At 35.7% G+C, this 26016-nt stretch carries 24 protein-coding genes and 1 pseudogene; 7 read left to right on the top strand and 18 right to left on the bottom strand.

Annotated elements, in window-relative coordinates:
• Positions 1 to 14: 14 nt before the first annotated feature.
• The 3 genes and pseudogenes from J3U71_RS10715 to J3U71_RS10720 all read right to left on the bottom strand — a co-directional run bounded on the left by J3U71_RS10715 (position 15) and on the right by J3U71_RS10720 (position 2744).
• A pseudogene (locus tag J3U71_RS10715) lies at positions 15 to 1009 on the bottom strand (DASS family sodium-coupled anion symporter).
• A gap of 103 nt (positions 1010 to 1112) precedes the next feature.
• Positions 1113 to 1253 (bottom strand): hypothetical protein, encoded by a 141-nt coding sequence (locus tag J3U71_RS11665; RefSeq protein ID WP_416381439.1) that lies wholly within the window; start codon positions 1251 to 1253, stop codon positions 1113 to 1115.
• A gap of 183 nt (positions 1254 to 1436) precedes the next feature.
• Positions 1437 to 2744 (bottom strand): NCS2 family permease, encoded by a 1308-nt coding sequence (locus J3U71_RS10720; protein ID WP_267394255.1) that lies wholly within the window; start codon positions 2742 to 2744, stop codon positions 1437 to 1439.
• 229 nt (positions 2745 to 2973) lie between these two features.
• Here J3U71_RS10720 and J3U71_RS10725 point away from each other — a divergent pair, with 229 nt between their 5' ends.
• Positions 2974 to 3768: a Cof-type HAD-IIB family hydrolase gene (locus J3U71_RS10725; RefSeq protein ID WP_267394257.1), complete on the top strand. Its 795-nt coding sequence runs from the start codon at positions 2974 to 2976 to the stop codon at positions 3766 to 3768.
• Between the two features lie 3 nt (positions 3769 to 3771).
• On the opposite strand, the gene J3U71_RS10730 is transcribed toward J3U71_RS10725, so the two are convergent.
• From J3U71_RS10730 to J3U71_RS10740, 3 genes are read right to left on the bottom strand one after another with little or no spacing between them, the layout of a single operon-like run.
• On the bottom strand, positions 3772 to 4620 hold the full coding sequence (locus J3U71_RS10730) for an amino acid ABC transporter substrate-binding protein (RefSeq protein ID WP_267394288.1): 849 nt from the start codon (positions 4618 to 4620) through the stop codon (positions 3772 to 3774).
• Positions 4610 to 5275, bottom strand: coding sequence for an amino acid ABC transporter ATP-binding protein (locus J3U71_RS10735; protein ID WP_267394259.1), 666 nt, complete (start codon positions 5273 to 5275; stop codon positions 4610 to 4612). Before J3U71_RS10735 ends, J3U71_RS10730 begins: the two co-directional genes overlap by 11 nt.
• 15 nt (positions 5276 to 5290) lie before the next feature.
• Positions 5291 to 5932 carry an amino acid ABC transporter permease gene (locus J3U71_RS10740; protein ID WP_267394261.1) on the bottom strand — a complete coding sequence of 214 codons (642 nt, stop codon included), beginning with the start codon at positions 5930 to 5932 and terminating at the stop codon, positions 5291 to 5293.
• A 265-nt stretch (positions 5933 to 6197) separates the two neighbouring features.
• Here J3U71_RS10740 and J3U71_RS10745 point away from each other — a divergent pair, with 265 nt between their 5' ends.
• Positions 6198 to 7448 carry a glycoside hydrolase family 16 protein gene (locus J3U71_RS10745; protein ID WP_267394263.1) on the top strand — a complete coding sequence of 417 codons (1251 nt, stop codon included), beginning with the start codon at positions 6198 to 6200 and terminating at the stop codon, positions 7446 to 7448.
• A 175-nt stretch (positions 7449 to 7623) separates the two neighbouring features.
• On the opposite strand, the gene J3U71_RS10750 is transcribed toward J3U71_RS10745, so the two are convergent.
• Positions 7624 to 8337, bottom strand: a complete 714-nt coding sequence (locus tag J3U71_RS10750) for a MurR/RpiR family transcriptional regulator (RefSeq protein WP_267394264.1) — start codon at positions 8335 to 8337, stop codon at positions 7624 to 7626.
• A gap of 151 nt (positions 8338 to 8488) precedes the next feature.
• On the opposite strand from J3U71_RS10750, the gene J3U71_RS10755 reads away from it, so the two are divergent.
• From J3U71_RS10755 to J3U71_RS10765, 3 genes are read left to right on the top strand one after another with little or no spacing between them, the layout of a single operon-like run.
• Complete coding sequence (locus J3U71_RS10755; RefSeq protein WP_267394265.1) at positions 8489 to 9274, top strand: carbohydrate deacetylase; 786 nt, start codon at positions 8489 to 8491, stop codon at positions 9272 to 9274.
• 40 nt (positions 9275 to 9314) lie between these two features.
• Positions 9315 to 10928 carry a PTS transporter subunit EIIC gene (locus J3U71_RS10760; RefSeq protein WP_267394268.1) on the top strand — a complete coding sequence of 538 codons (1614 nt, stop codon included), beginning with the start codon at positions 9315 to 9317 and terminating at the stop codon, positions 10926 to 10928.
• A gap of 22 nt (positions 10929 to 10950) precedes the next feature.
• The gene (locus J3U71_RS10765) at positions 10951 to 12276 is read left to right on the top strand and encodes a 6-phospho-alpha-glucosidase (RefSeq protein WP_267394270.1); all 1326 of its coding nucleotides are present in this window, start codon (positions 10951 to 10953) and stop codon (positions 12274 to 12276) included.
• A 339-nt stretch (positions 12277 to 12615) separates the two neighbouring features.
• Here J3U71_RS10765 and J3U71_RS10770 read toward each other — a convergent pair whose 3' ends face one another.
• From J3U71_RS10770 to J3U71_RS10805, 8 genes are all read right to left on the bottom strand, one after another.
• Positions 12616 to 13299: a deoxynucleoside kinase gene (locus J3U71_RS10770; RefSeq protein WP_267394272.1), complete on the bottom strand. Its 684-nt coding sequence runs from the start codon at positions 13297 to 13299 to the stop codon at positions 12616 to 12618.
• A 12-nt stretch (positions 13300 to 13311) separates the two neighbouring features.
• Complete coding sequence (locus J3U71_RS10775; protein WP_267394290.1) at positions 13312 to 13962, bottom strand: deoxynucleoside kinase; 651 nt, start codon at positions 13960 to 13962, stop codon at positions 13312 to 13314.
• A 487-nt stretch (positions 13963 to 14449) separates the two neighbouring features.
• Entirely contained in the window at positions 14450 to 14974 is a 525-nt protein-coding gene (locus tag J3U71_RS10780; protein WP_103752611.1) for an Asp23/Gls24 family envelope stress response protein, read from the bottom strand.
• A gap of 16 nt (positions 14975 to 14990) precedes the next feature.
• Positions 14991 to 15173 (bottom strand): DUF2273 domain-containing protein, encoded by a 183-nt coding sequence (locus J3U71_RS10785; protein ID WP_103752610.1) that lies wholly within the window; start codon positions 15171 to 15173, stop codon positions 14991 to 14993.
• Positions 15174 to 15184: 11 nt separating this feature from the next.
• On the bottom strand, positions 15185 to 15739 hold the full coding sequence (gene amaP / locus J3U71_RS10790) for an alkaline shock response membrane anchor protein AmaP (protein ID WP_103752609.1): 555 nt from the start codon (positions 15737 to 15739) through the stop codon (positions 15185 to 15187).
• 158 nt (positions 15740 to 15897) lie between these two features.
• Positions 15898 to 16623, bottom strand: coding sequence for a glucosamine-6-phosphate deaminase (locus J3U71_RS10795; protein ID WP_220268776.1), 726 nt, complete (start codon positions 16621 to 16623; stop codon positions 15898 to 15900).
• A gap of 159 nt (positions 16624 to 16782) precedes the next feature.
• A complete protein-coding gene (locus J3U71_RS10800) occupies positions 16783 to 19134 on the bottom strand; it encodes an ATP-binding cassette domain-containing protein (RefSeq protein ID WP_267394274.1) in 2352 nt (783 codons plus the stop codon).
• Between the two features lie 199 nt (positions 19135 to 19333).
• Entirely contained in the window at positions 19334 to 20425 is a 1092-nt protein-coding gene (locus tag J3U71_RS10805; protein ID WP_416381441.1) for a YdcF family protein, read from the bottom strand.
• A 259-nt stretch (positions 20426 to 20684) separates the two neighbouring features.
• On the opposite strand from J3U71_RS10805, the gene J3U71_RS10810 reads away from it, so the two are divergent.
• Positions 20685 to 21362 carry a CPBP family intramembrane glutamic endopeptidase gene (locus tag J3U71_RS10810; protein ID WP_267394278.1) on the top strand — a complete coding sequence of 226 codons (678 nt, stop codon included), beginning with the start codon at positions 20685 to 20687 and terminating at the stop codon, positions 21360 to 21362.
• Positions 21363 to 21487: 125 nt separating this feature from the next.
• Here the strand turns inward: J3U71_RS10810 and J3U71_RS10815 are convergent, their stop codons facing one another.
• The 3 genes from J3U71_RS10815 to cbpB all read right to left on the bottom strand — a co-directional run bounded on the left by J3U71_RS10815 (position 21488) and on the right by cbpB (position 24950).
• Positions 21488 to 23359: a heavy metal translocating P-type ATPase gene (locus J3U71_RS10815; protein ID WP_220268772.1), complete on the bottom strand. Its 1872-nt coding sequence runs from the start codon at positions 23357 to 23359 to the stop codon at positions 21488 to 21490.
• Between the two features lie 231 nt (positions 23360 to 23590).
• Positions 23591 to 24172 (bottom strand): hypothetical protein, encoded by a 582-nt coding sequence (locus tag J3U71_RS10820; protein WP_267394283.1) that lies wholly within the window; start codon positions 24170 to 24172, stop codon positions 23591 to 23593.
• 307 nt (positions 24173 to 24479) lie between these two features.
• Positions 24480 to 24950 (bottom strand): cyclic-di-AMP-binding protein CbpB, encoded by a 471-nt coding sequence (cbpB, locus tag J3U71_RS10825; RefSeq protein WP_220268770.1) that lies wholly within the window; start codon positions 24948 to 24950, stop codon positions 24480 to 24482.
• 565 nt (positions 24951 to 25515) lie between these two features.
• On the opposite strand from cbpB, the gene J3U71_RS10830 reads away from it, so the two are divergent.
• A complete protein-coding gene (locus J3U71_RS10830; protein ID WP_103752601.1) occupies positions 25516 to 25833 on the top strand; it encodes a hypothetical protein in 318 nt (105 codons plus the stop codon).
• The last annotated feature ends 183 nt before the right edge of the window (positions 25834 to 26016 follow it).

The following is a 26016-nucleotide window of genomic DNA, read 5'->3' on the forward strand; positions in this document are numbered from 1 at the left end:
ATAAAACTCATTTTTCACCATTCACTTTGTTTAGCATAGTCGGCAGAAGCCAAAACAGATGAAACGGCACTAGAGTAATGTGTAGTTGATCTCATAATTGCTGGGAATAATGCTAAGAATTGTGCAGCCATTACTTTTGGAGCACCAGCAGCAATTGCAACAGTTAATAATGGCAAGAACATTGCTGAGTTGTGAGCTGTTGCACTAGCAAATAAGTAGTGCGTGTAAAACAGTACTAATGCCAAAATAATTAAAGTTGTTAACCAACTAACACCCTTCATGCTGCTAGAAATACTAGTCGAAATCCAACCGATAAAGCCGAATTGAGTTAGTTTCTCTGCCATAAAGACTAAGATAGACAGCCAAATTAAAATATTCCATGCTCCTGTTTCACTTAGAATATCTTTTGGTGTCAATACGCCAGTTAACAATAAGAGAACAACAGAAATAAAGGCAATTAAAGTTGCGTCAATTCCTAAAGTACTTGAAAGCATCCATAGCGCTAACGTGACTACGAAGATAATAGCCATCATTTTCTCAGGTAAGGTTAACTTACCCATCTCAGCAAGTTTACTAGTAGCCCATTCCTTTGCATTAGGTGTTTCCTTAATCTCAGGCGGATAAATTTTGTAAACAAAATAAGGAACTACGAGTAAATAAATCGCTGCGGGAACGATACTTGCAGTAAGCCAAGGCATCCAGCTTAGTGTTACGCCAGCCTTACCCGCTAAAGCAACTGCAATTAAGTTCGGTACCCAGGCAGTCATAAATAGGGACGAAGTAATGACGTTTACTTGAAAATCAAATACGCTTCCATTTTTCTTCGTGATAGATCGTTAGGATTAGAGCCATAAATTATTACCAATGATTCGATTAATGGATAAACCAAACCACCGGTTCTAGCACCATTAAAAGGAGTTGCTGGCGAAAGGATTAAATCGATTGCTCCGATAGCATAGACTAAGCCTAATGACTTGTGACCAAACCACTTTATGATGTAAAAAGTGATTCTTTAGCCCAAACCGGTTTTGGCTATTCTCTTGAAATCATAAATACCATTACAATTAATCAAGCAGAGGTATTAGAGAAGGCGTTAATTGCCCCTTTTTCAACTAATTGCCGTCAACTACTTTATCTGCAAGTGGTACTAAATCATGACAGATGGTTAATTTAAAACCAATTAACGTGCCCCCAATGCTTGCAATTGGCAATATACTACAGCCGACAAATGTTGCAGTGTAAATTGTTAGCATGTGCGATGCTTGCGCTGTTACACCAGCTGGTCATATCGGTGTTGTGAACCAGAAAACCAGTCCAAATAAAAGCAGAAAAATAGATTTTTCGGTAGTCTATTTTTTCTAACGTCTTCATGACGCTTCTTTAAATCTATTGCAAAATATAATAAATTAACATATTTATTTTATTATATTTTAAATTTAGAAGTTTAAGACCGCCAGAAAAATAATGAAGACTACGAATAGTACCCACATCATTGGGGTAATTTCCTTACCTCTTTTAGCTGCAAGCATACAAATTGGATAAGTAATTAAGCCTAAGGCTAGCCCATCTGAAATAGAGTAAGTTAGTGGCATACCGATTAAGATTAAGAAAGCAGGGACGGCAATTTCCATCTTTTCCCAGTGAATGTGGGCGGTATTTTGTGCCATTAAAACGCCAACGATAATTAGTGCTGGAGCCGTAACATGCGTATTAAACAGACCTAATAGCGGACTAAAAATCATTGAAATTAAGAAGAAGATAGCGACAAAGACAGCCGTTAAACCTGTTCGACCACCAACGGCAATCCCAGCACTTGATTCTACGAACGCACCGACGGGGGAAGTTCCTAAAACAGAACCGGCCATCATTGCAGTGGAATCGGATGCCAAAGCTTTGCCGACACGTGGCATTTTATTATTTTTCATAAAACCAGCTTGTTGAGCCAAACCAATTAATGTACCAGCAGTATCAAAGAAGGTAACTAATAAGAAGGTTAAGACTACGACCCACATTTGAAGTGAGTTGATGTCTTTAACGTGAAAGACAGCTTGACCAAAAGTTGGCGCAATGCTTGGTGCCACTGAAATAATTTTGGTTGGCAGAGCAATTTGCCCTGTGGCTACACCAAACAAAGCAGCTAATACCATTCCGATGAAAATTGCACCAGGAACGTTTAAAATCATCAGGATAACTGTTACTAACAGACCAAAAATAGTAATCCAAACTGCAGGATCATGAAGAGAACCTAGACCAACTAATGTGGATTTATTAGCAACAATAATGCCACCGTCTTGCATACCCAAAAAAGCAATAAAGAGGCCAATTCCGGAAGAAATTGCAAATTTTAAATCTGCTGGAATAGCATTAATGATTTTTTCTCTTAATTTAAACATCGTAATCAGGATAAAGATAATTGAAGCAACGAAAACAGCTGCAAGTGCTGTTTCCCATGAAACATGCATCCCGATACAAACTGTATAGGCAAAGAAAGCATTGATTCCGAGAGCGGGAGCCTCACCAATTGGATAATTGGCAACTATTCCCATTAAGGCTGTTCCCAATGCACTTGCTATCGCAGTCGCAGTGAAAACTGCTCCTTTGTCCATCCCACTAGCTCCTAAGACACTAGGGTTAACAAATAAAATGTATGACATACTGATAAAGGTAGTCAAACCGGCTAGAAATTCCACCTTGACACTAGTCTTGTATTTGTCGAGCTGAAAGTAGCTCTTGATAAAATTCATCTAATCTCTCCTACAAAAATAATGTTCGTGTTTTTATTATAAACTAACAACTATTATAGTGTAGCACGCGAATGGATAATTGCAAATGCGAATTATAGTAAGCAAAAATGACAATATAGGAAAGATTTTCGAACAAATTTAGCTTTGGCATAGATTGACCCGGTAATTCAAATACCGGTAAAATTAGTAAAAGTAACTAAGTAAGCTAAATTATGAAGAGGCAAAAAATATGGCAAAACTGCTATTTTCAGATATTGATGGAACATTAATCAATTCTAAATTAGAGGTAACTGCAAAAACTAAAGAAGCAATCCGGCGACAAATTATTAATGGCAATGTTTTTATACCGGTATCGGCTAGAATGCCCCAAGCAATTATGACAGCAGCGGGACAAATTATGAAAACTTGCCCAATGGTTGCTTATAATGGTGCACTCGTATTAGACGAAATGGGACGGCCATTATGTTCGAAATATATGACAGCAAAGCAGGCAGCAGAAATCTGCACTTATATCGAAGAAAAGCAAAATCAAACTACTTGGAGTGTATATAGTGGCTATGATTGGTATTATTTCCCAGGAAATAATAGTGATTTAATAAAGCAAGAAGAACAAATCGTGAAGGTCAAGGCTAAAGCAAGTTCAATTACACAAATTCAAGAGCTTAAAGGCGTTCATAAAGTGCTGTTACTAGGAAATCCTGAACAGCTGACTGAAGAACAAAGGGAGTTAAGCAGTAAGTATCCAGAACTTGTAATAGTGAAATCTGCACCTAATTTATTAGAAATAATGGTTAAAGACGTTTCTAAAGGTGAAGGCGTTAAAATACTAGCCGAGGAGTTCAATGTTGATTTGAAAAATTGCTGGGCTTTTGGCGATAATTATAATGATGAGCCAATGCTAAAAGCCGTTGGTCACCCAATCATAATGGGGAACGCACCTGCGGACTTAAAGTGTCATTTTACTGATGTAACATCTGATAACAATCATGACGGGATAGCAGAAGTGCTTGATCGGTTAGAATAGTTATCACTTTGCTTTTAATAAAGGTGATTGTGCTTTGTTGCCAAACCATTTACGGTTGATTCGGTCTAAAGTACCATTTCGTGCGAGCTCTTCTAGACCTGCATTGACTTTTCGGCATAAAGTTGTATCGCTTTTCCGCATTCCAACTGCAAATTCTTCTTTGGGGAAAGGACTGTCGACTTCAGAAAATAATTCTGGTTTTTTCTCGTGTGAAATATAATAATTTGCGTAGGTGCTATCTATTAATAGACCTTGAATACGACCAGCATTTAGATCAATAAAGGCATTGGTGAAGGAATCGTAGAGAATTGGATCGTGTCCTTTAATTCTGTTAATAAAAACACGGGGATAATTCATGACATCGTTGTAACCAGATGATCCGGATTGCACTCCGAGTGTTTGTTGTTTCATATCAGCTGGCTTAAAGATTTTATTCCGGCGTAATGCAACTAAAACTTGACTACTATATAAATAGGTTTTGCTAAACCTTACTTTTTTCTTTCTTGCCGGTGTTTTACTAAAACCATTCCAAATTAAATCAATTGTACCGTTGCGCAGCTCAGTTGTATTCATTGACCAGTCAATTGTTTGAAAACTGACCTTTAAGCCGTATAACTTAAAGACAGCATTTGCTAAATCGACATCATAACCCGTTAACCGACCGTTTTTTTGTTGGAAATCCATTGGCACAAATGTATCGTCAACACCGACAATAACATAGCCTCGTTGCTTAATATGAGACCAATTATCGACCGTGTTAGCTCGTTTGTTGAAAGAAATGCCACTGCACCCAGATAACATTACTAGTGCTAAAACTAGAATTATGAGGGCTGGAAATCGTTTAGTCTTCATTTTCATAGCTTTCTCCGTTATCCAAAGCCTTGACTGTAAAAATACGATCAGCAACTTGATTGGCAAAATCCATGTCATGAGTAACAATGATCTGGGTCATACCATGATCTCGTTTTAACTGAAGGATTATTTCGCCGACTTTTGTACGTAAAGCAGGGTCTAGAGCAGATGTTGGTTCGTCATAGCATAAAATCCTTGGAGCCATTGCAAGAGCGCGGGCAATAGCAACCCGTTGCTGCTGACCGCCTGAAAGTTGGTAGGGGTAAAGTGAATCTTTACCAATCAGGTCAAGCTGCTCCAACAATTCTTGCGCTTTTTGCTCTGCTAATTTACGGTCTTCTTTGCGGACTAATATAGGTGCCAAAGTAATGTTGTCTTTAACGGTCAAATTAGGAAATAATTCGTAATTTTGAAAGACGACACCAATAATTTGACTCTTTTGGTTAGGAACGGCTGGGTCAAATTCATGCTTATTCCAGAAGAAGTGACCGGAATCAATTTTTTCAAGACCGCTTAAGCAGCGCAGTAAGGTTGTTTTTCCTGCACCGGAATGGCCAACAATTGCTAAAATCTGTCCGTCAGGAATAGTTAAGTTTAATTTGTTTAGGATGACACGGGAACCAAATTTTTTGGTAATATCTCTTAATTCAAGCATGATAGTTCCTTTTCTCTATTTCCATTTAGAGTAATTATGTTCAATCTTTTTCAATACAAATGAAGCAATTCCTGTCATTAATAAGTAAATTATGCCTACTAAGACCAATGGAACAAGGGTTACGTCACGTGCAGTTGCCACATTCCCAGCTCGTAGCAGTTCGCCTAGGCCGATAACGTACACTAACGAGGTATCTTTTACCAGATTAATTACCTCGTTACCAATTGACGGAATAACAATTTTGCTTACTTGCGGAATAATAATATGTCGCAGAGTCTGCCAGTATGTTAATTGCAATACGTGCGCACTCTCATATTGCCCAGCTGGAACAGATTGAAAACCACCCCGAAAAATTTCGGCAAAATACGCGGTATAGTTTAAAACAAATGCAAAAAGGGCAGCATTGTATCTCTGAAAAATGATACCAATAATTGGCAAACCGTAAAAAATAAAAATTAATTGTAATAACAGCGGCGTTCCCCGCATAATCCATATATAAAATTTCAAGACTAGGCGTAATGGTTTAAAGTGTGAGACTAAGCCTAAGCTGACAATGATGCCAAGAGGAATAGAGATAACTAGTGTCCATATAAAGAGGATTAGCGTCATTTTTGCGCCAAAAAATAGAGAAGGCATGATTGAGATAATATAGTTCATTGTGTTCTCCTCGAATTCAAAAATAGTATATCTGATTGCAAGTACACAAAAAAGATACATTTAGGATAGCATAAATATGTTAAACGGTTTAACAACTTTAGAATCTAGTAAATGCTAGTTATATTTATTAAATTTATCTAGAGTTAAATTAGTACGTTTATTGTCGTTTTTATAATTCAGTTTAAATGGCTTAAAATTTGAATATTTGCTTTTCTAGAAAAATATGATATATTTTTTGTAATCAACAATGAAAGGGGTTACATAAATGAAGAAATTATCAATAATTATATCTTTAAGTGCTGGTTTATTACTAATTGGCTTGCTGTTGCCTACCGTTGCTACAGCCGAAACTGTACCAAGTAAACCAGGGTATACGCTTGATTTTGATGATGAATTTAATGGTCCAACTTTGGATAAATCTAAATGGACAGATTACTATTTACCTCATTGGGCTTCTGATCCCAGCAAAGCTAAAGCAAATTATCGTTTTGCCGATGGCAAATTGATCGAGTATATTGCAAAAGATCAGCAACCATGGTCTCCAGCCTTGGATGGTACGGTCAAGTCTAGTGCGATTATGTCGTTTAATAAAAATTGGGTTCATAATTTTAGTGGTACCGATCAAATCTTAAGTAATCAAAAGACTTGGGAAGGTTATACTACAACATACGGTTATTTTGAATTGCGTGCAAAATTTTCAGATGTTGGTGGCGGTGGACATCAAGCTTGGTGGATGGTAGGTATGCAAAATGACACTAATGACTGGTTTCATTCACAGCAAACAGCAGAAATCGATGTAATTGAGTCATTTTTTAGTAAGCCAAAAACTTGGCGAATTGCTGCCTTTGGTTGGAATGATCCATTCTTTGAAACCGATTGGGAATTGCATGAGGACCCTGTGCCAAGTGGTAATCCAACCCAAGACTATCATACTTATGGTTTAGATTGGGAACCTGGGTCCTTAAAGTTTTATTATGATGGTAAATTATATCGTCAAATTAATGAAGCACCAGATTATCCAATGGGTACAATTTTGAATATCTATACTGATGCTGGTTCTGGTAAAGGAAATGCAACGTTTCCTAAATCCTGGTCGATTGATTATTTTAGAGTCTACAAAAAGAATGGTGGCTATGCTATCCCTAAAAAGACTTTACAGAATATTCCTAGTAAAAAATATCTGACACTTGATCCAAATAAGGATCAAGTAAGTTTAACTGATATGTCATCAGACTATTCGAAATGGCAATTAGTTCCAAAAGGAAAGTACTTTTTGATTCAGAATGCAAAGAGCAAGGAACTATTGCATATCGAAAGCATGAAGAATTATGTGGAACATGGTCATGTTCCAGCAACCAATTGGAGTGCACAGTGGCAGAAATTAGATTATGGCGGACAGATTTATTTTATTAATCGCTGGAAACCAAACCAGACAATCGCTTTTGATCCAAAAACAAATTCTTTGCTTAATCAAACCTTTACTGGACCAAATGAAGCTAATCTTTGGCAAAATTAATTTAGATTATTATGCTTGAATAAGCCAAGAAAAATAAAAGTTCCTACTGAAAAATTGAAGAGCAATTAAAAGGTTAGACATTAACCTGACTATCAGGAGCACTACATGATTTCAGTAGGATTTTTGTTTTGGAAAAGTTTTAAATGGTTACAGACTGTCTTAAGTATAACTAGTCTTAAACGTATTGATTAATGAGGTTTTCAAGTAGGTTAATGGTGTTGCCATAGAAAAAATTGAGGCTGACGTTTTCAGGATCAGGGTTATTTGTTCCGCTATCCACGATAAAAGACAGATCTCCCACTGAAGCATATGTACTATTTGCTGAGGCAGTGATAGTGATAATGTTACCGCCGTCTTTTTTGCAACCAGCAATTTTAATTAAACCATTTTTATTTTCACCAGATTGGGAAAAAGTAATCAACGTGTGTGGTGCTTGATCAGAAGCAATTGAAATTTCCACTCCATCTAAATCAATACCATAGATACGTTTGAGTAGCAACTTGCGGTAGACATATTTTACTAAAATCGTGCAAAACCCTTCTCCAAAAAGATAAACTCGCTTTTGTTGACGAATTTTTTTAAAAAAAGCTGCGATTTTCTCAGGGCCGTGATTACAGTGAACAAAAGGGAGATTGTTAAAAGAAGTTAACGGTTCCGTTTTGAACTGCGAGGATAAAAAGAAAATAAACTCTTTGAAGTTACTGAACCCGGCACGTCGAACGATTCGACTAATCGAAGCGGGGGAAATATAGTTCTTTTGTGCTAGAGTTCGAATATCCAATGATTTTTTAGTTGTAATTGAGTTAATAATTGACTCAATAATGGGAATGTCCTGTGAGCGGAGACTATTATTGGGGAATAAACGATCGATCTGAAAAATTTGTGTCATAATTTCAACCTATCTGAAAATATTTTCTATTTTTGAAAACGATATCAAAAAGGAAAAGACATATTGTAGAAGCTTTTTAATTATACTATATTAGTTTTGTTAAAAGAAAGCGCTTAATAAAATTAAATCAAAAAAGAAAGGCTGTGATTGAATGAAGCAAGTTATTATTAATGCTGATGATTTTGGCTATTCGTTAGCTGTAAATCGTGGTGTTATTAAGGCTTTTAAAGATGGAATGGTTTCATCAACAACATTAATGGCAAATATGCCAGGTTGCCAGGAAGCGATTAAGCTTGCAAAAGAAAATCCTGATTTGGGAGTTGGGTGTCACCTGAATATCACTACTGGCAAACCTCTAACAAAGGTAAAAACTTTGGTTGACGAAAATGGTGAATTTTATCATTTACCAGGTTATGAAGCTCATAGAGAAACGATGGATCCTGAAGAGATTTACAAGGAGTGGTGTGCTCAAGTTGATTACTTATTAGAGCAAGGAATAAAGTTGACTCATTTGGATAGCCATCATCACATTCATTCATTTGCTGAAAATTTAGATATTACTGAGCGGATATCCACTAAGTATCGGTTGCCAGTGAGAAACTGCTATGATATTGAAAAACAGGTTAATTTGTCTTTCCAAAGAAAAATTGAGGGCTTTGATGACTTAATGAATTATCCACATATTCGTAGTTTAGAAAAGTCATATCATGCTGATCAAAAGCAATGCCTGCAAGAAATTCAAGTAGTGCTTGACCGGCTAAAAGAGGATGAAGTAACAGAATTTATGGTTCATCCCGCATTTGTTGACGAGACGCTCTACTTTGGTTCCTCGTTTAATGTACCAAGAATTAAGGAAGTAGCAATTTTATGCGATTCAACCTTTAAAGCCCAACTGCGTGATAATGGAATTGAGGTTATTCCTTATCCTATTGTGTAAAGCGGTAACGATTGATACTTAACAAAGGGAGGTAATAATTGTGAAAGGCAAGTTTATGAAGTCCGCAAATGTTTTTTCGCGGGCAATTATTCAACCAGTTATGTTCATGGCTGTGACAGGAATCATTTTATCTGTTTGTGCCATATTAAAGCTAGATTTAATGCCAACTATTTTTAAAGATACCGGTAATTTTATTTATAATATCTTATCAAGTGGCATGATTGGACAATTAAGCTGTATTTTCTGTGTTGGAATTGCAACAGCTTTAGCAAAACCAAAATATAAGACTGATGCAGCTATTTTGGGAATAGTAACTTATTTAATCTTTTTATTCGCCAATAATTCATGGCTTCAACTGACTCATCGGTTAGCAAAGCCAGGTACTCAGGGGTTATATGGAACTGGACAAAACATGGTCTTTGGTGTTCAAGTTACTGATATGGGTGTCTTTTTAGGAATTATCTTGGGAATTTTAGTTGGTTGGATGGTCAATAAATGGGGTAATATCAAACTACACAAGTATCTTTCACCTTATGCTGGTACAAAATCAGTTTATATTATTCTAGTCTTTGTAACTATCTTGTTTGCTATTGTAATTACTTATGTATGGCCAGCAATCAACACTTTGATTGAGGATATTGTTAAAGTAATGTCAACTACTGGTTCAATTGGCTTTTTCCTGTATGGACTGCTAAATCGGTTGCTATTGCCAGTAGGCTTGCATCACTTCTTATGGATGCCATTGTTTTATACTCCGTTAGGGGGCACAGCAAAAATTGCTGGTAAGTTATATACCGGTGCATTTAACATTTGGTTGGCAGAATTAGGCAACCCTAGTCATATTACTGCAATGCATCCTTCGATTGGCTATTTGTCTAACTTTGGCTCAATCTCTTTACCGATCGGAATTGCATTTGCATTCTGGAAAATGGCTACGCCTAAAAATCGGCAAAAGGTTGCAGCAATTTTAATTCCGACTGTAACAACTGCGTTTTTGGCAGGGGTAACGGAACCACTTGAATTCATGTTTCTCTTTCTTTCACCGATTCTCTGGCTAGCACACGCAGTTGTCTACGGTATTAGCTTATTCTTAACCAACTTAGTAGGAATTGATATTCAGTTCGATACCGGAATTAACATGATTATTAATAGTTTTGCTTTTCCGGCAAGGCTCGGACATCAGTATTTGATTCCGATCATGTTCGTCATTACTGCTTTGCTTGAATATTTTGTTTTCGTCTATGTTATCAAACGCTTTAACATTCCAACAATCGGACGTGCGAATGCTGATCCTGCACTTTTGAATGGTGCAGAAACCGAAGATGAAGAAGAAGACCAAGTTGAATTTGAAAATGAGGCTAAAAATAATTCAGTCTCCACTAAACATTTTGATAACCAGACTAAAAACATTGTAGCTGGTTTGGGTGGTCCAGATAATATTAGTAGCATGATTAATTGTTATACTCGTTTGCGGGTTGATGTAAAAGACGCAAATAAATTGAATATGGAATTGTTAAAACATAAAACTGGTGCTAGTGGCATTATGCAAAAGGATAATAATATTCAAATTGTTTTGGGAGTTGGTGTTGAAGAAGTTCATGAAAAAGTAGACAAGTATTTAGAATATTTAAAGCAACATTCAACGCAAAACTAAATAAACTGGAAGGTATATAATTATGGCAAATAAATTTGTAATTATCGGTGGTGGCTCAACTCAATCACCAAGTATTTTGGAAGTTTTACGGCAAAGATCTGCAGACCTGGAAATGAATGAACTGGTTTTGTATGACACTGATAAAGAACGTGTATCGCTCTTAGGTCAATATACTAAAATGTACTACAAAGAAACAGGCTCACCGGTCAAAGTCTCTTATACAACTAATCTCGATGAAGCTTTGCAAGGTGCGAACTATCTCTTTATGCAGATTCGTCCAGGTCTAAATAAACAGCGTGCGATTGATGAAAAAATTTGCATTCGTAATGGCGTTATCGGGCAGGAAACTTGCGGTTTGGGTGGCTTCTCGTTTGCAATGAGAGTTATTCCAGCAATTATTGACATCATTAAAAAAGTCAAAGAAATTTGTCCGGACGCTTGGATTCTCAACTACACGAATCCAGAAGCGATTTTGTCAGAAGCAATTTACCGCGAATTTCCTGAAGCAAAAGTTATTTGTATTTGTGATATGCCAATTTCAATTGAGGGTGCGATTGCGCAATACTTTCATAAAGACTTGAAAGATATCACTTTTAAGTACTTTGGAATGAACCACTTTGGCTGGTGGACTTCAATGATTGATGAAAATGGTCATGATTTATTGCCAGACTTACGCAAAGACGTTGAGGATGGCAAAATCGACACGTTAGCGCAATGGAATGACGAAACGCTTGATGATAAGTACTGGATCGATACTTATAAACGAATGATTACGATCTTTAAGCGCTTCCCAGAATACTTCCCCAACTGCTACTTACAATATTACTTAATGCCTGATGTAATGATGGCTGAATCGGATGTCAACTTTACTCGTGGCGATTGGGTAATGCAAGGCCGTGAAAAACGGATTTTTGACGAATGTCGTCGCGTTTTAAAAGCAGGCACGGCCAAAGGATCATCGTTAAACTCTGGTGTTCATGGCAATTATATTGTTGATATCGCCAACGCAATCATTCACAACACGCGTGAGCGGTTCACAGTTAACCAAAAGAATAATGGGGCAATTGCTAATTTTGATACTGATGCAGTTGTTGAAGTGCCTGCATACATTGGCAGCATGGGGGCTGAAACAATTAACATTGGCAAGATCCCAACCTTCTATAAAGGAATGATGGAATTGCAAAAGGCTTATGAAAAACGTACTGTAGATGCAGCCCTGTCTGGTTCATATCAGGTGGCTTTAGAAGCCGTCGTTTTAAATAAGACAATCCCAGACTATCATATTGGTCAAAAAGTTTTAGATGAATTATACGCTGCTAATAAAGAGTATTGGCCAACTTTACATTGATTGATGATAAAATGACCTTTTTACAATAAATATATGGTAAATTAAAAGAGTTTGAGAAATGACCATTTTTAGATAATTTTAGATAATTTTAGACTTTTACTTATGAAAGAATCATATTAAATCATGGTTTATTATGTACTGAACTGTAAAATTGGCCAAACAATATTTCTTGCTAACTATAGCCTGTTGTCGATATTCCATCGGCGTCAGGCCTTTTAGTTTGCATTTTTCTTTTGAGGTCAAGAAAAAGCCGTAAGAGTATCTAACTTTTACGGCTCAGTACAATAAAGCTTTGATTCATTAGGGTTTTTCCCAGACGCTTTTAAATGTCAGCTAGACTTACTTACTAATCTGAGGTGCTGACTTATCCCACGATTCAGGCAACTTGCCCATTTCCTTTAATTTAGCAACAATTTGCTCTAAAACAACTTCGCGAGCGTGCTCATCCGTCATAAAGTCAAGTTCATCGCCATTTATTTCCATTTTTGGCGAGTAGTCATAGTTTTCATACCATGGCTTGTAATAACGTAAGAGCCGTTTGTAATAATTCTCAAGCGTTGCGTCATAACTGAGCTGTTCGTATGGTCGGCCACGCTTTTGAATTCGTTTGAGCATTGTGTCATAAGAAACATTAATGTGAACAAGCAAGTCAGGATTTTTCTTTGGCATATGCTTTAGCTCATTCATCATATTATTCAAAAGCTCATAATAGGTGTCAACTTCTTCAGTAGTTGCGCGGCCAATGTCTGCGTTCATTTGGAAAAAGAGTGCATCTTCATAGATGGAACGATCAAGCACATTGTTATCATCGGTTAGCGCATCTTTGATACTACGAAAGCGTGTATTTAGGAAAAAGACTTGCAGTAAAAATGCATATTTCTTAGGGTCAGCATAAAAAAGTGGCAAGACAGGATTGTCGTCAACACTTTCATAGAAAGGCTTAGTTCCTAAATATTTAGCTAAAATACTGGTTAGACTGGATTTACCGGCTCCAATTGGGCCACTTAAAACAATAACTGTCATCACGTTCCTTCTTTATTTCAAATTGCCGATTTCACGCAATTTATTATCAATCTGGTTCAAAACTTCTTTTTTAGCGTCTTCGTTACCGATGAAATCATACCGATCACCGTCAATTGCTATTTTGGCAGATGCATCATAGTTTTCATACCATGGTTCATAGTAGCGAATCAAACGTGCGTAGTAATCTTTCAGACTAGGATTAGTACTAATTTGCTCATAAGAACGGCCACGTTTTTCAATGCGTTTTAACATTGTGTCTAAAGATACGCGAATATAAATTAGTAAGTCAGGCTTTTTGCTTGGATTTCCAGGAGTATCCTCCATCATATTTTCAAGCAGACTGTCATAAATTTTAAATTCAGTAGGGTCGGCAACCTTACTTTCAGCGTTCATTTGGAAAAAGAGTGCATCTTCATAAATTGAACGATCGGAAACGCTATTTTTTTCTCTGACTGCCTGATTAATTTGAGCTAACCGATGATTGAGCAAGTAGATATTAAGTAAAAAAGTGTACCGCTTCATGTCCTTGTAATATAAAGGAAGAACTGGATTATTATCAACTCCCTCATAAAAGGCCTGAGTACCTAAATGTTCGGCTAAAATACTGGTTAAACTGGATTTACCGGCTCCAATTGGCCCGCTTAAAACAATAACTTGAATCACGTTCTTTCTTAAATACAATATATAGATTCTTATCTAGTTTAATACGAGATATAGTGGCATACAAGTAAAAAGTTAATTGAAATTGCCACTAAAAAGTCAAGTGATTTTGTATAAAATAGTTAAAAAATTACTGAGTACAACCAAATATTTTTCAATATTTAGATCAATAGTTATTGTTTCACGTGAAACCAAGTAACTGAGCAGTGCTAAAAAAACAGTCGTCAATTTTTGGTATATTATTTTGTTTTTAAACAGTAATAAACTGGCAATATTTTTATGCAATAACTGGTATAAAATTTAAGAGGTTATCTTAGTTGTTAATGGCGGTAGATTTAGTTATTGCTACATAAAAAATCCAGCTAAATTAGACGGCTTTTGTGCTACTTTGCTTTGATAAAAAGTACTTCGTTTCACGTGAAACCAAAAAAGTGACGTAGCATTTAAGTGTACTACTTCACTTTTTAAAACTTATCCTGCTAAAGGGTGATTATTTAACGCGGTCTTCTTTTTTATCTTCGACTTTGTCTTCAACCTTATCTTTTTGTTCGCCAATCTTATCCTTGGCATCTTGTGTTGCACCGGTAATCCGATCTTGCAGACTGACTGAATCTTTTTCGTGTTCTTCTTTAGTCTTGATATCAACAACGGTGACATTAACTTCAACCGTGTCTAAGCCCGTCATTTCCTTAACCTTGTCGTAAATCTTTTGTCTGATTTCATCATAAAGTTTAGGAATTTCAACACCGTATTCAGCAATAATTTCGATATCAACTGCTACTTGCTTTTTACCAACTTCAACATTAACACCATTGGTAACATCATCGTTGTTAACAATCTTGTCAGCTAAGTTTGAGAAAAAGCCGCCGTTAACATCCAATAAGCCTTTAACATCTGAGAGAGCAATACCAATAATCTTTTGAATGACTTTTTCGTCATACTTTAAGTCGCCCTTAATTTCTTGCTTTGAGCTGCTTGAGTTGTTTGCACTACTTTGATTATTATTTTGTACCATATTAAGTTCCTTTCAATTATTGTTTACTTACAAGACTTTTCAGCAGGGGCCAATAGTGTCCGACTAAAAAACCAACTACTAACATTACGACTACAAAAATAGTTTTAAAAAATCCTAGTCCCAAAAAACAAAATGCTAGTAACAAGCCGATTACAGCACCGCATATTTCTGGGAGGTGTTTTTGTAAAATTTCGTTCATTTCAGCCTCCTTTATTGAACGCGCGTCTCTGGTTTATCGGGGTTTTGATAATTAACAAATTTGATTTTGATCTTTGGCTTCTGTTCAATTCCCAATAACCGGTTAAGGTTGTTCTTTAACTCTTCTAAGTAATTTTCGAGAAGGGCACTGACATTTTCACCGCGCCCAAGATTACCACTAATTTTGATGTTGATCTTATGATTAGTGAGTTTTGAATCAACCTTGACTTTATTAATAAAAGGCAAATCTGCCAATGAATTCATGACGTAGCCATTAATTGCTTTGCTAGTAACTTTGACTTGTCCGTCATGCTTGTGAATCAAAATAAAGTACCTTTGAACAGGCCAAAATAGGACAACTAATAAACTAATAATTAAAACTAAAAGGACAACAGCGCTGACAACGATTAAATACCATTCTAGTACTGGATTTAGTGTCCCCATACTGGGTAGTTTAATCTTTAAATACTTTTGCCAAAAACCACTAGTTTCCCATAGAAAGTAAATTGGCAAGGGTAATAATAAAATCATTAACACTACCAGTAACCACTTTTTACTTCGCTTCAACTTATCACCATCCTCTCATGATTCAACTTAATCATAATACGGATTATTTTGTTAGCCTAGCGATATGCACCAATTTATATCTGCTTAGAATTTATTGTTTTAGGACACAAAAAAAGATGCATTAATGCATCTTTTTTCTATCTTTGTTAATTTATTATCTAATTCTTTGCACTAGCACTAAGCTTACTTGCAGCAGCATTATCGACAATAAGTGTTACATTATCATGTTTTTGCAAAATTGAAGCAGGTACATCTTCGGTTACAGGGCCTTCAACCATCTTCTTAACAGCATCCGCTTTGTTTTCACCAAAGGCCATAATGACAATCTCTTTTGCTGCCATGATATTTGCAATACCCATACAAATTGCAGATTTTGGCACATCTTCAATCTTACTAAAGAAACGTGAATTGGCTTCAATGGTATTTTCAGTCAATTTAACTTCATGAGTTACCGAATCAAAAGGTGTTCCTGGTTCGTTAAAAGCAATATGACCGTTTTGACCTAAACCTAGAAGCTGAATGTCGATTGGATTTTCAGCGATAATTTGGTTGTAATCATCAGATGCACCTTGTGGATCGTTAATTGCTTTAATACCATCAGGAATGTATGACTTTTTAAAAGGTTTCTTTGCAAACAAATTTTTTTGCATGAAGTAATGATAACTTTGATCATTATCAGAAGTTAAGCCAACATATTCATCTAGATTAATACTGATCAAGTTGGTATTATCAAGATCACTTTCAGTCCATTCATGATATAGGCCTACTGGGGTAGAGCCAGTAGCTAAGCCGATTACCTTAGCACCGTTGTTAATGCTTTTTTCAAAAAGCTTAAAACCTTTAGTGCTGCCATTTTCTTTACTATCTGTAACGATGATTTTCATAATTACGCCTCCAAAATATCATAAATTTATTATAAATTGGCATATACCAATTTGTCAACTAGCTACAAAAAGAAACATGATATTTATTCAAAAAAATTTAAGCAGGGAAAAAGCAATTATTATGTTTCACATGTAACATAATAATTGCTTTTAACGGTTTTATTCACTTCTTAAAGCAATCGCTGCATCTTTCTTAGCTGCCATTCGTGCAGGTAAGTGCCCGCCTAACACGGTTAAAATAGTAGAAATAACTATTAAGATTAGCGCGTGAAGGGGATTAAGTTGCGCAACATTTGCAAGGTTAGTGATCGAATACAAGATACTATTAATCGGGAAAACAAGCAATTGAGCGATGACAACACCTAATACACCAGAAAAAATTCCTAAGATAAACGTTTCGGCATCGAATACTCGTGTGATATCTTTCTTTCTTGCTCCAAGGGCCTTTAAAATTCCAATTTCTTTGGTTCGCTCTAGCACAGATGTGTAAGTTAAAATACCAATCATAATCATCGAGGTTATGAGTGAAATTGCTGCAAAGGCGACTAGCACAGTTGTAATTCCGCTGAGTAAACCACCAGTCATGGAAGTAACCGCGCTAGACATATCAGTGTAAAGGATCTGATCTTTTTTCTTTTTACCCTTGTTCCACTTATCAAGGTAGTCTAAAACCTTGTCTTTAGAGTCAAAATCATTAGAGTAGATCATAATCCCGGCGGGAAGACTAGAACCGCCGATTGATTGCATCATTTGCTTCTTAACAGCGGCATTCATATTTTGTCCAGTCATAACATTGCGAGAAGTTTTTTTCTGAGCTTTAACAATATCAGAGTTTTGATTCTCATTAATGATTTTAACAGCTAATTTATCGCTGTAGACAATGCCTTCAGAAAGCAAGGCCATTGAATCCGCACTTTTGGGTCGAATTACGCTGACTAGACGCAATTTAATTTTGCTATTACCATACATCGCCCTATCAGGCTTTTTAGGAATAAACATGCCAGTCGGTAATTCTTGATAATAATTATTGTTAGAAACTACTTTAAATTCTTTGCCGATCACCTTGTGATAGTCTATTTTTTCACCTGACTTTATCTTAATGCCGATGTTCTTCAGAACATTAAGATTAAGCGAATTTTTATTATCTACTACCATAACTAAATCGGTTGCCTTTTTGGGCCATGTTCCGGAAAGAAGCTGGTAATTATCTTTAAGGAAGTTTCCTTTGCTTTGATCAAGTGAAGTTGGAAAAACTGATGAACCCATAAAGGAAATGCTAGCAGCTTGGGACTGCATTTGTTCGTAAGCTTGGGAGGCGGCAGTTCCGGCTGGCAGAGGTGAAAACTGGACAGGTTTTATCTGGCCATTATCATTACCAATTAAATTAAGATTAGCACCAACTTGATAAGAAATATTATTGGCATATTTGGGATTGATTTTTTTAACATAATTGATGTATTCGCGCGTAATTTTGTTTTCATGGGAGGATTTTAGTAGTCTATCCTGTTTAGCGATGATATAACCCCGATTTTTAACATTTTTTTCTTTGTCAGCTTCGTCACGATCTCTAATACTATTGAGGTCAGTTTCGGTTTTCGTAATTGTTACCGGATACTTCGCCAAGGCTTTGCTCATAGTAGTATCAATTTGTTTTTGAAAACCGTTGGACAGGGACAAGACAATGGCAATTGATATAATCCCTATACTAGAGGCAAATGCGGTTAAAGTGGTACGCCCCTTTTTAGTCATGATGTTGGTAAAGCTCAGCTTGATGGCATTCCAATATGACATTTTTGTCCGCTTTAAATTAAACGTGTCTTTTTCATTAATAGGTGTAAACGGGTTTGAGTCATCTAAAACTTGGCCATCTTGGAAATTAACGATTCTAGTTGCATATTCTTTAGCTAGATCAGAATTGTGAGTAACCATGACAACAAGACGATCTTTCGACAACTCCTTGATTAATTTCATGATTTGCACCGAAGTTTCAGTATCTAAAGCACCCGTGGGCTCGTCACACAAAAGAATGTCGGGATTATTGGCAAGTGCACGAGCAATTGCGACCCGTTGCATTTGTCCACCAGATAACTGATTAGGGTTTTTAGCGATATGATCTTTTAAGCCAACTTTTGATAAGGCATCAATCGCACGCTTGCGCCTCTCAGAGGCAGGAACGCCAGATAGGTTCATACCTAACTCAACGTTTGCGATAATTGATAAGTGTGAAATTAAATTGTAATTCTGAAAAACAAAGCCTACAGAATTATTACGATATGCGTCCCAATCAGTTTCCTTAAAATTTTTGGTTGATTTCCCGTTGATAACCAAGTCGCCGCTATCATAGCGGTCAAGACCACCAATAACGTTTAGCATTGTCGTTTTGCCCGATCCACTGGGCCCTAGTATTGCTATAAATTCCTGGTTTCGAAATGAAATGGACACGTCATCCAAAGCATGGGTTACAGAATCGCCAACATGATATGACTTGCGTAAGTTCTTTAATTGAAGCATTTTGCTGTTTTCCTTTTCCCTCTAGTTAAATAATCATAAAAAACAGTTTAACATTTATAATTAAATAAATCTAAAGTTTGTTAATAGTATTTATAATATATTAACTTTATTGCCACAAAATTGCTAACTAAAAATTATTTTTATAAAACAAAAAGCATATTTCTTAAAATATGCTCTAAGCTTAAAGTTGAATATTAGATTAATGAGCGAGCCCAGTTAATTGTAAAAGGGCATAAATAATAAAGAAAACAATAATTAACAAAGTAATAATAAGATGACGCTTTTTGTTAAGCACAAGGATAGCCGCGAATTCTCTTACTATAGCGTTGGGAAGAAAGTAAAATCTGGTATAAGCTCCCACGCCATTAGCGTTAAGGCCAGCTTTTTTAGCGAATAATGCGGCCCGAAAGATGTGATAGTTATTACTGAAAAATTTAGCACGATAATTTTTACTACCAAAATCATTAAAAGCAGCAGCAGCTGAATACTTCATATTTTGAAAAGTGTTTTTGGATTGAGCTTCTAAAATAATGTAATCGGGTTTGATTCCACGGCCAACAGCATATTGGGACATTGCTTCAGCTTCAGAAATTTGTTCGTCGCCACCTTTACCCCCAGACATAATTAATTTAGGCATTTTGCGTCCTTTAGCAACTTGTTTTTGCGCATACTGGATAGCGCGATTGATACGACTTGCTAATAAAGGAGTAACAGTATTGCCTTTGGCTAAACCAGCACCAAGGACAATTAAATAATCTTGATTATATTGTCGTGGAACAATTTGGTAAAGCGTTAAATTAACCAAAAAATTATAAGCTACAAACAATAGATAATCAATGATAGCTATTGGTGTGTATAGTAGTGTTTTTGCCCAGGAAGGAAAGTTATTGAAAGGACCAACTAAAGCTATAATCCACGAGACGAGAATGGCAATACCGATAAATAGGGTTAAGAGATTTGACATAGTGTGTGTTTCTCGTTTCCAAACAAAATAGGCATTCCAAAGAAAGAATAACCAAGAAAAAGTGACAATAAGGGTAATTGCACCAATAAAAAGTACTAGTAGGATTTCATAAGAAAGAATTAGCGGCCTTAAACTAGTAGATAAAATTGCTACGGTCAGCCAGATGCCAAACATTAACAGAAAAACTGTAAAAAAAATTCCGTTTAGTAATCTACGTGGTTCCTTTATCCAAGAAATTAAGAAAACAAGAAAAGATGCCAACATTATTAGTGACAAACAAATAAATGGCTTATTTTGGCTGAAAAATTGAAAAAGATTGCTCATGATTTCCTCCGTCAGTAATAAGACTAATTCTATTATAGTAAAAAGAAAAGAAAAGTAATAGCAAATAAAGCACGCACAAAGTAGTTACAAATAATGGTACTAGCTTTATAGAGCTTAGCCTTCTTTAACAACTATAATTATTCCCCAGGGAATAATTATAGTCGCTGGGTAATTACCTCTTGAAACTTGCACGCGGAGTTAATAACGTCCATAATAAATGAATCGTCTAACTTATTGGCTGTTACTTTAAAGGAAAAGTCAAATGAAAAAAGCTATTTATTTCCTAGGAAATTTAATTGTCATCATTTTAGCCTTTGTCATGTACGGGGTGGTTGAACAATTTTATTTTTTTCCGAATAAAATAATTAAGAATTATCATCTAAATACCGTTATTTATCTAGCATTAACACTCGTAGTAACGCTAGCAATCCTTCTTATTTTGCTGCGATATTACTGTGGTCAGTTGAATAAGAAAAATGACTGGCAATTTAACGAAAAACCTCATTGGTCAACTAATAGATTATTGCTTGCTGTGGTAGCCGCATTTTTAATGCTTCTATCAGAAATCATACTGACACTAATCCTTCATATTGGGGTAAATACTACTTCAGCAAATCAAGCTGATCTTAATACTATTTCAAAACACGCCGGTAGTTTTTTTATTCCGATGATTACGGTTATTGCGCCCGTTTTTGAAGAGACCATTTTTCGTGGCCTTTTTTTTAATATGTTTTTCTCTGATAATACCAATTTCAATAAATGGGTTGGTATATTAGCTAGTGGTTTTGTCTTTGGCTTTGCGCATGATCCTGGATTAACCAAATTTATTTGGATCTATTGGTTTTTAGGGTGCATTTTGGCATGGGTTTACGTTCAAACAAAGGATTTGCGATATTCGGTTATTACTCATGTGCTGTTTAACTCATTAGGCTTTATATGAGTCGGTTTTGATTAGGGTAAATGACTAAAGATAATAATATGGTTTCAGATGTAACCACACTTACCTTTAAAAGAAAAAAGAACCTTGAACACCAAACGATTTACAAGGTTCTTTTTGTAGGTAAATTATTTTTGTGGTTCTGCGATACCTGTTTGGGCCGGATTTTTCGGTGTAGTTTTTGCCAAAAGAGCCAAGCTAATGGAAATCATGTCAACAACTTCTTGTAAAATTGCCCCCCAAAAAGCTGGAATAACTCCGGTAAAGGCGATTAATTCGATAATAACCACGATTGTAATAGCAGTTAAAACATCAACGTTTGCTACTTTCATTGTATGTTTAGAAATCGCTACAGCATCATTAATTTTAGATAAATCATTGACCATGATAATTGCATCAGCACTTTCACTAGCGGCAGAAGCCCCCTTAGCACCCATGGCGATACCAACATCAGCAGCGGTCAAACTTGGCGCATCATTGATGCCGTCACCAGTCATGACAACTGGACGCTTTTCTTTTGGTACTTGTTTAATTGCTTCAATTTTTTGTGCAGGTAATAAATTATAACGAATATCGTTCACGCCAACTGTTTTACCAATTTTTTCGGCTACATCCTGGTGATCACCCGTTAACATCATGATGTGAGCTCCACTTTGCCGCTTTAACCGAGCAATAGTTTGCTGGCTTTCTGGTCGTACCTGATCTTTAAAAGTAATGTAACCAGCGTACTGATTATCAACTGAAATATAAATTGCCGTTGAGTTAACTGAAGGAGCTGCTTTTTCTTCAGTCACAAAGCTCATTTTACCCACTTTAACTAAGTGACTTTCAACGATCCCGCTGATTCCCTGGCTAGTTGTTTCCTTAATATCGGTAGCAGGTTTCAATAATTTTTTATCAGTCACATCAACTAGAGAGTTGGCAATAATATGGCTGGATTGTTGTTCAACACTTGTAGCATAGCTTAATAGTAGTTCTTGGCTAAAAGAGGTCCTTTTGGCAGGCACAATCTCATCGATTACCAGTTGGTTTTCAGTCAAAGTACCAGTTTTATCAAAGGCAAAGGTCTTGGCCGTAGCTAGTTTTTCAAGTGTTGGACCGGATTTAACAATAATATGATGTTTTGACATTGAACTCATGCCCGAAACAAGAGCCACCGGTGCAGCAATTAAAAGCGGGCAAGGGGAAGCGACTACCATAACTTCAGCGAAATTAATTGGATTACCTGAATGAATCCAGGCTGCAATTCCGATTACTAGGGAAATGATAGTAAAAGGAACAGCGTAGCGATCAGCCATTTTAACAAATTTTGCCGGTTTAGCCTGTGATGATTCAACTAATGAAACAATAGTTTGGTACTCAGAATCGTTTGCTTTCTTTGTGACAACCATTTCCACTGCTACGCTGCCGTTAATCGAGCCAGACATTAATTCATCACCAATATTTTTGTGCACTGGCACGGATTCGCCAGTTAATGAGGACTGGTCGAAACTTGATTCTCCACTGACCACTTTTCCGTCTACCGGAACCTGTTCGCCCGGTTTGACTAAAACGTGATCGCCAATGTTTAAGTCTTCTACTTTAACTGACACTAACTCGCTATTAACTATTTTATTAGCGATTGTGGGTGAATTGCTGAGAAGAGATCTTAATTCTTTGTCGGCTTGGCCGGTAGCATAATCTTCCAATGTTTGTCCACCAGTCATCATGACTAAAATCATCCATTCTGCCCAGATATCGCCAATTAAAATAGTTGAAATAACTGCGATAACTGCCAAGATGTCAACACCGTAACGGCCAGATTTAAAATCACTGACAATTTCACCTAATAATGAAATTGTCATCATGATGCCCACAACATCAATCAATAGTGCTTGAATCGGAAACTGCAAGTTACCGATTTGAAACAAATTTTTGGTGTGAAAGCCAAATTGGCATATAAGGCCAATTGCACCAATTACTAGTACAAGAATAAACTTCCATTGCCGTCTTAAACTCATTGTCTGTTTCCTCCAGTGACTAAAATAAAATTATTTGCTTCCAATTTTAACACTAAATTACTTACTTTAATTAGAATAAGTCTAAATTAGATTGAAAATTTTAGTCGAACTAAAAATGGCAAAAAAAGAAAGCTAAATCTAACATACTTTGCTTTGGTGAAAGCTGCCGTCCAAATAAATTTGAATAGAAGCAGAGCTAACAGTATTAAATGATTTAACTTTCTTTTTTCTTCAATAATCTTTTAAATTAATAATGTTGTCAGCGTGACTTTTAGGCTCGTCTATTTCCGTATCATTATTAACTTGCGCCCTTTCCGATACCGGTGTTTTAGTATCACTATCTTTTTTGGCGGTATGATCAACTTGAAATGTCTTAGCACGGCTTATTGAATCAATAACATCCGACGAAGACAAAGTAATAAAGTTGTCATTATCGCCGTGATCAGACGATTCCGCAAAATAATGATTGATTTTTTTGATTCCTTTATCTGAAAAGTGTTCTTCATGAGCCAAATCCAGTAGTAAATTTTGTAAACGACTCGCCGAAACTAATTCGTGTTGTATAATTTCAAAAATCCACGAAAAGTTTGTATCCATAGATCTAAAGTGTTTGACAACTTTATCTTTATAAAATGCATCTGCGATTATTCTGGCTTCATTCATGTCGTCTGAATCATGTACGATTTTTTTTAATTGAGCAACTAAATCTTGCCGTTGCTTTAAAGTTAGTTCCTGCCCCCCAGGATACGTCCAATCTTTAATAATTGCTTGGATTAAAAATGTTAATTGCTCAGAAATTGTTTTATTTGTCATCTTAGTATCTTCCATTCTGACTGATAAAAAGAGAAACCTACTTCGTTTTTTATTTTAATCAATTTATTTTTACGCTTATAAAGCCAACTTTTTACAACAACTATTTATGTTTAAGCACATATTAAAAAATACACATAGTTATTATTTGATTATAAGCAACATAGTAATATAAATGCCATATAGTTAAGCTATAGTAATTATATATTTCTATTAAGATCATTATAGTACATATTTTGTACAGGTGTTAAAAAATACTCTTAAAAATTGTAGTAAAAAAGTAATAACGGATGTTATTTTTTATTTATTGTTATTTTTTAGGTAGAACTTTGTACTTTTGCTCAAAATTATGAGCCACATAGTTAAACGCTTTGATCCACTCACGTCTTGTTAATAACCCTTGGAAGACACCATAATCATCGATTACTGGTAAAAACGCATTATCAACTAGTAAATGCAGCTGAGTTTCCAAAGTCGTCTGCGCAAAGTTGATTTTATCAAACTCAATTTGCATAACGTCGCGCACTTTTAGTTGATTTAATGGCTCAAGGGTAATGCTGTCAGTTGTCATCATTTTATCAGTAATCATGGCTAGACTGAGTAGACCGACGACACGACTTTTGCGGTCGAGAACAGGAATTTTCGAATATTTGACTTTCGTCAAAATTAAAAAGGCATGGTAAAGAGGATTATCATCTTCAACAAAAGCTATTCTTGTAGCTGGAATAATAAATGAACCAGATTTTTCTTCTAATAAGTGCTGAATAGAGGGGGAAAACATCTAATGGACCTTTCGTTTGTAAGTGTATACATTAATATGCTTATCCTATAACAAAGGAAAAAGGCTCGCAACATTTGCGAGCCTTGTTAGTTTTCATCTACTTTGAAGGAGTAAGAATGAATGAAATAAAAAGTGGGAGTATGTAGCAAGCTTTTTCGCTTACTACAGTTAGTAATAATAAGCGTTAATTCTGAAGTAAAGTTAGAAAATACCTTATAAAAGTGTAAAGAATTTCTTTAGAAGTTTTAAAGGCATAGAAAAACCCACGTAATACACGTGAGTCGAAAGGGATAGATATGAAAATGACCCTTAAAGTCATTTCGGTTTTTTCATTATTTATACTTGGAGGAGTATGAATGAAAAACAAAAAGTTGAGTGTGACATGATATAAGACTATCTCATATCATGTCACAGCCTTAGTATACAAAGTAAATGTGAAAAAAGTATGACGAAAGCTAAAATAAAGTAAATTTTTGAATAATGAAAAAATTGTCTGTTAAAGACTACATTGATATAATTAGAGATATTGTTTTTATATCAAGGTTTTTTGAATGTAAGGAGAAAAATGGAACAAGAAAAATTTCGGAAAAAAATAACTTTTTGGCTTCGTTTTTCTGGTTGGTTTTGTTTATTGCCAGCATCAATGTGGCTATTTGTTTATCGAATGGTAGGCGCAAAAGATTTAGCAATCATCTGTTTATTGGAAATAGCTACTATAGTTATCTTTGCTGTTTTTGTTTTAACAACCGCTGAAAGTGAAATGTGGCATAAGCCGGAAAAAATTTTAATACTGATGGTATTTTCGTTTCTTTTTATGCCATTTATTATTTTGATACCGCTTTATTTCGCTTATAGTGCCAGCCGTAAGCTGGAGAAACTTTGAAATTGTTAATAAAATATTTAAATTTGGTAAAAGAATAGCAAAAAATCTTTGGTTAATCAGGAACAGTAGTACTATGTTCGATAGTATATTTGTTGATATTGAAAGAGATATGAAGAATATGGTTAAAAAAGATCAAACTCCTTCACGTGCTAAACGTGTTGGCAAGTTTATGCTCACGACAAT

Origin of the sequence: Lactobacillus sp. B4015 (assembly GCF_026536055.1) — a bacterium.
GTDB lineage: Bacteria > Bacillota > Bacilli > Lactobacillales > Lactobacillaceae > Lactobacillus > Lactobacillus panisapium.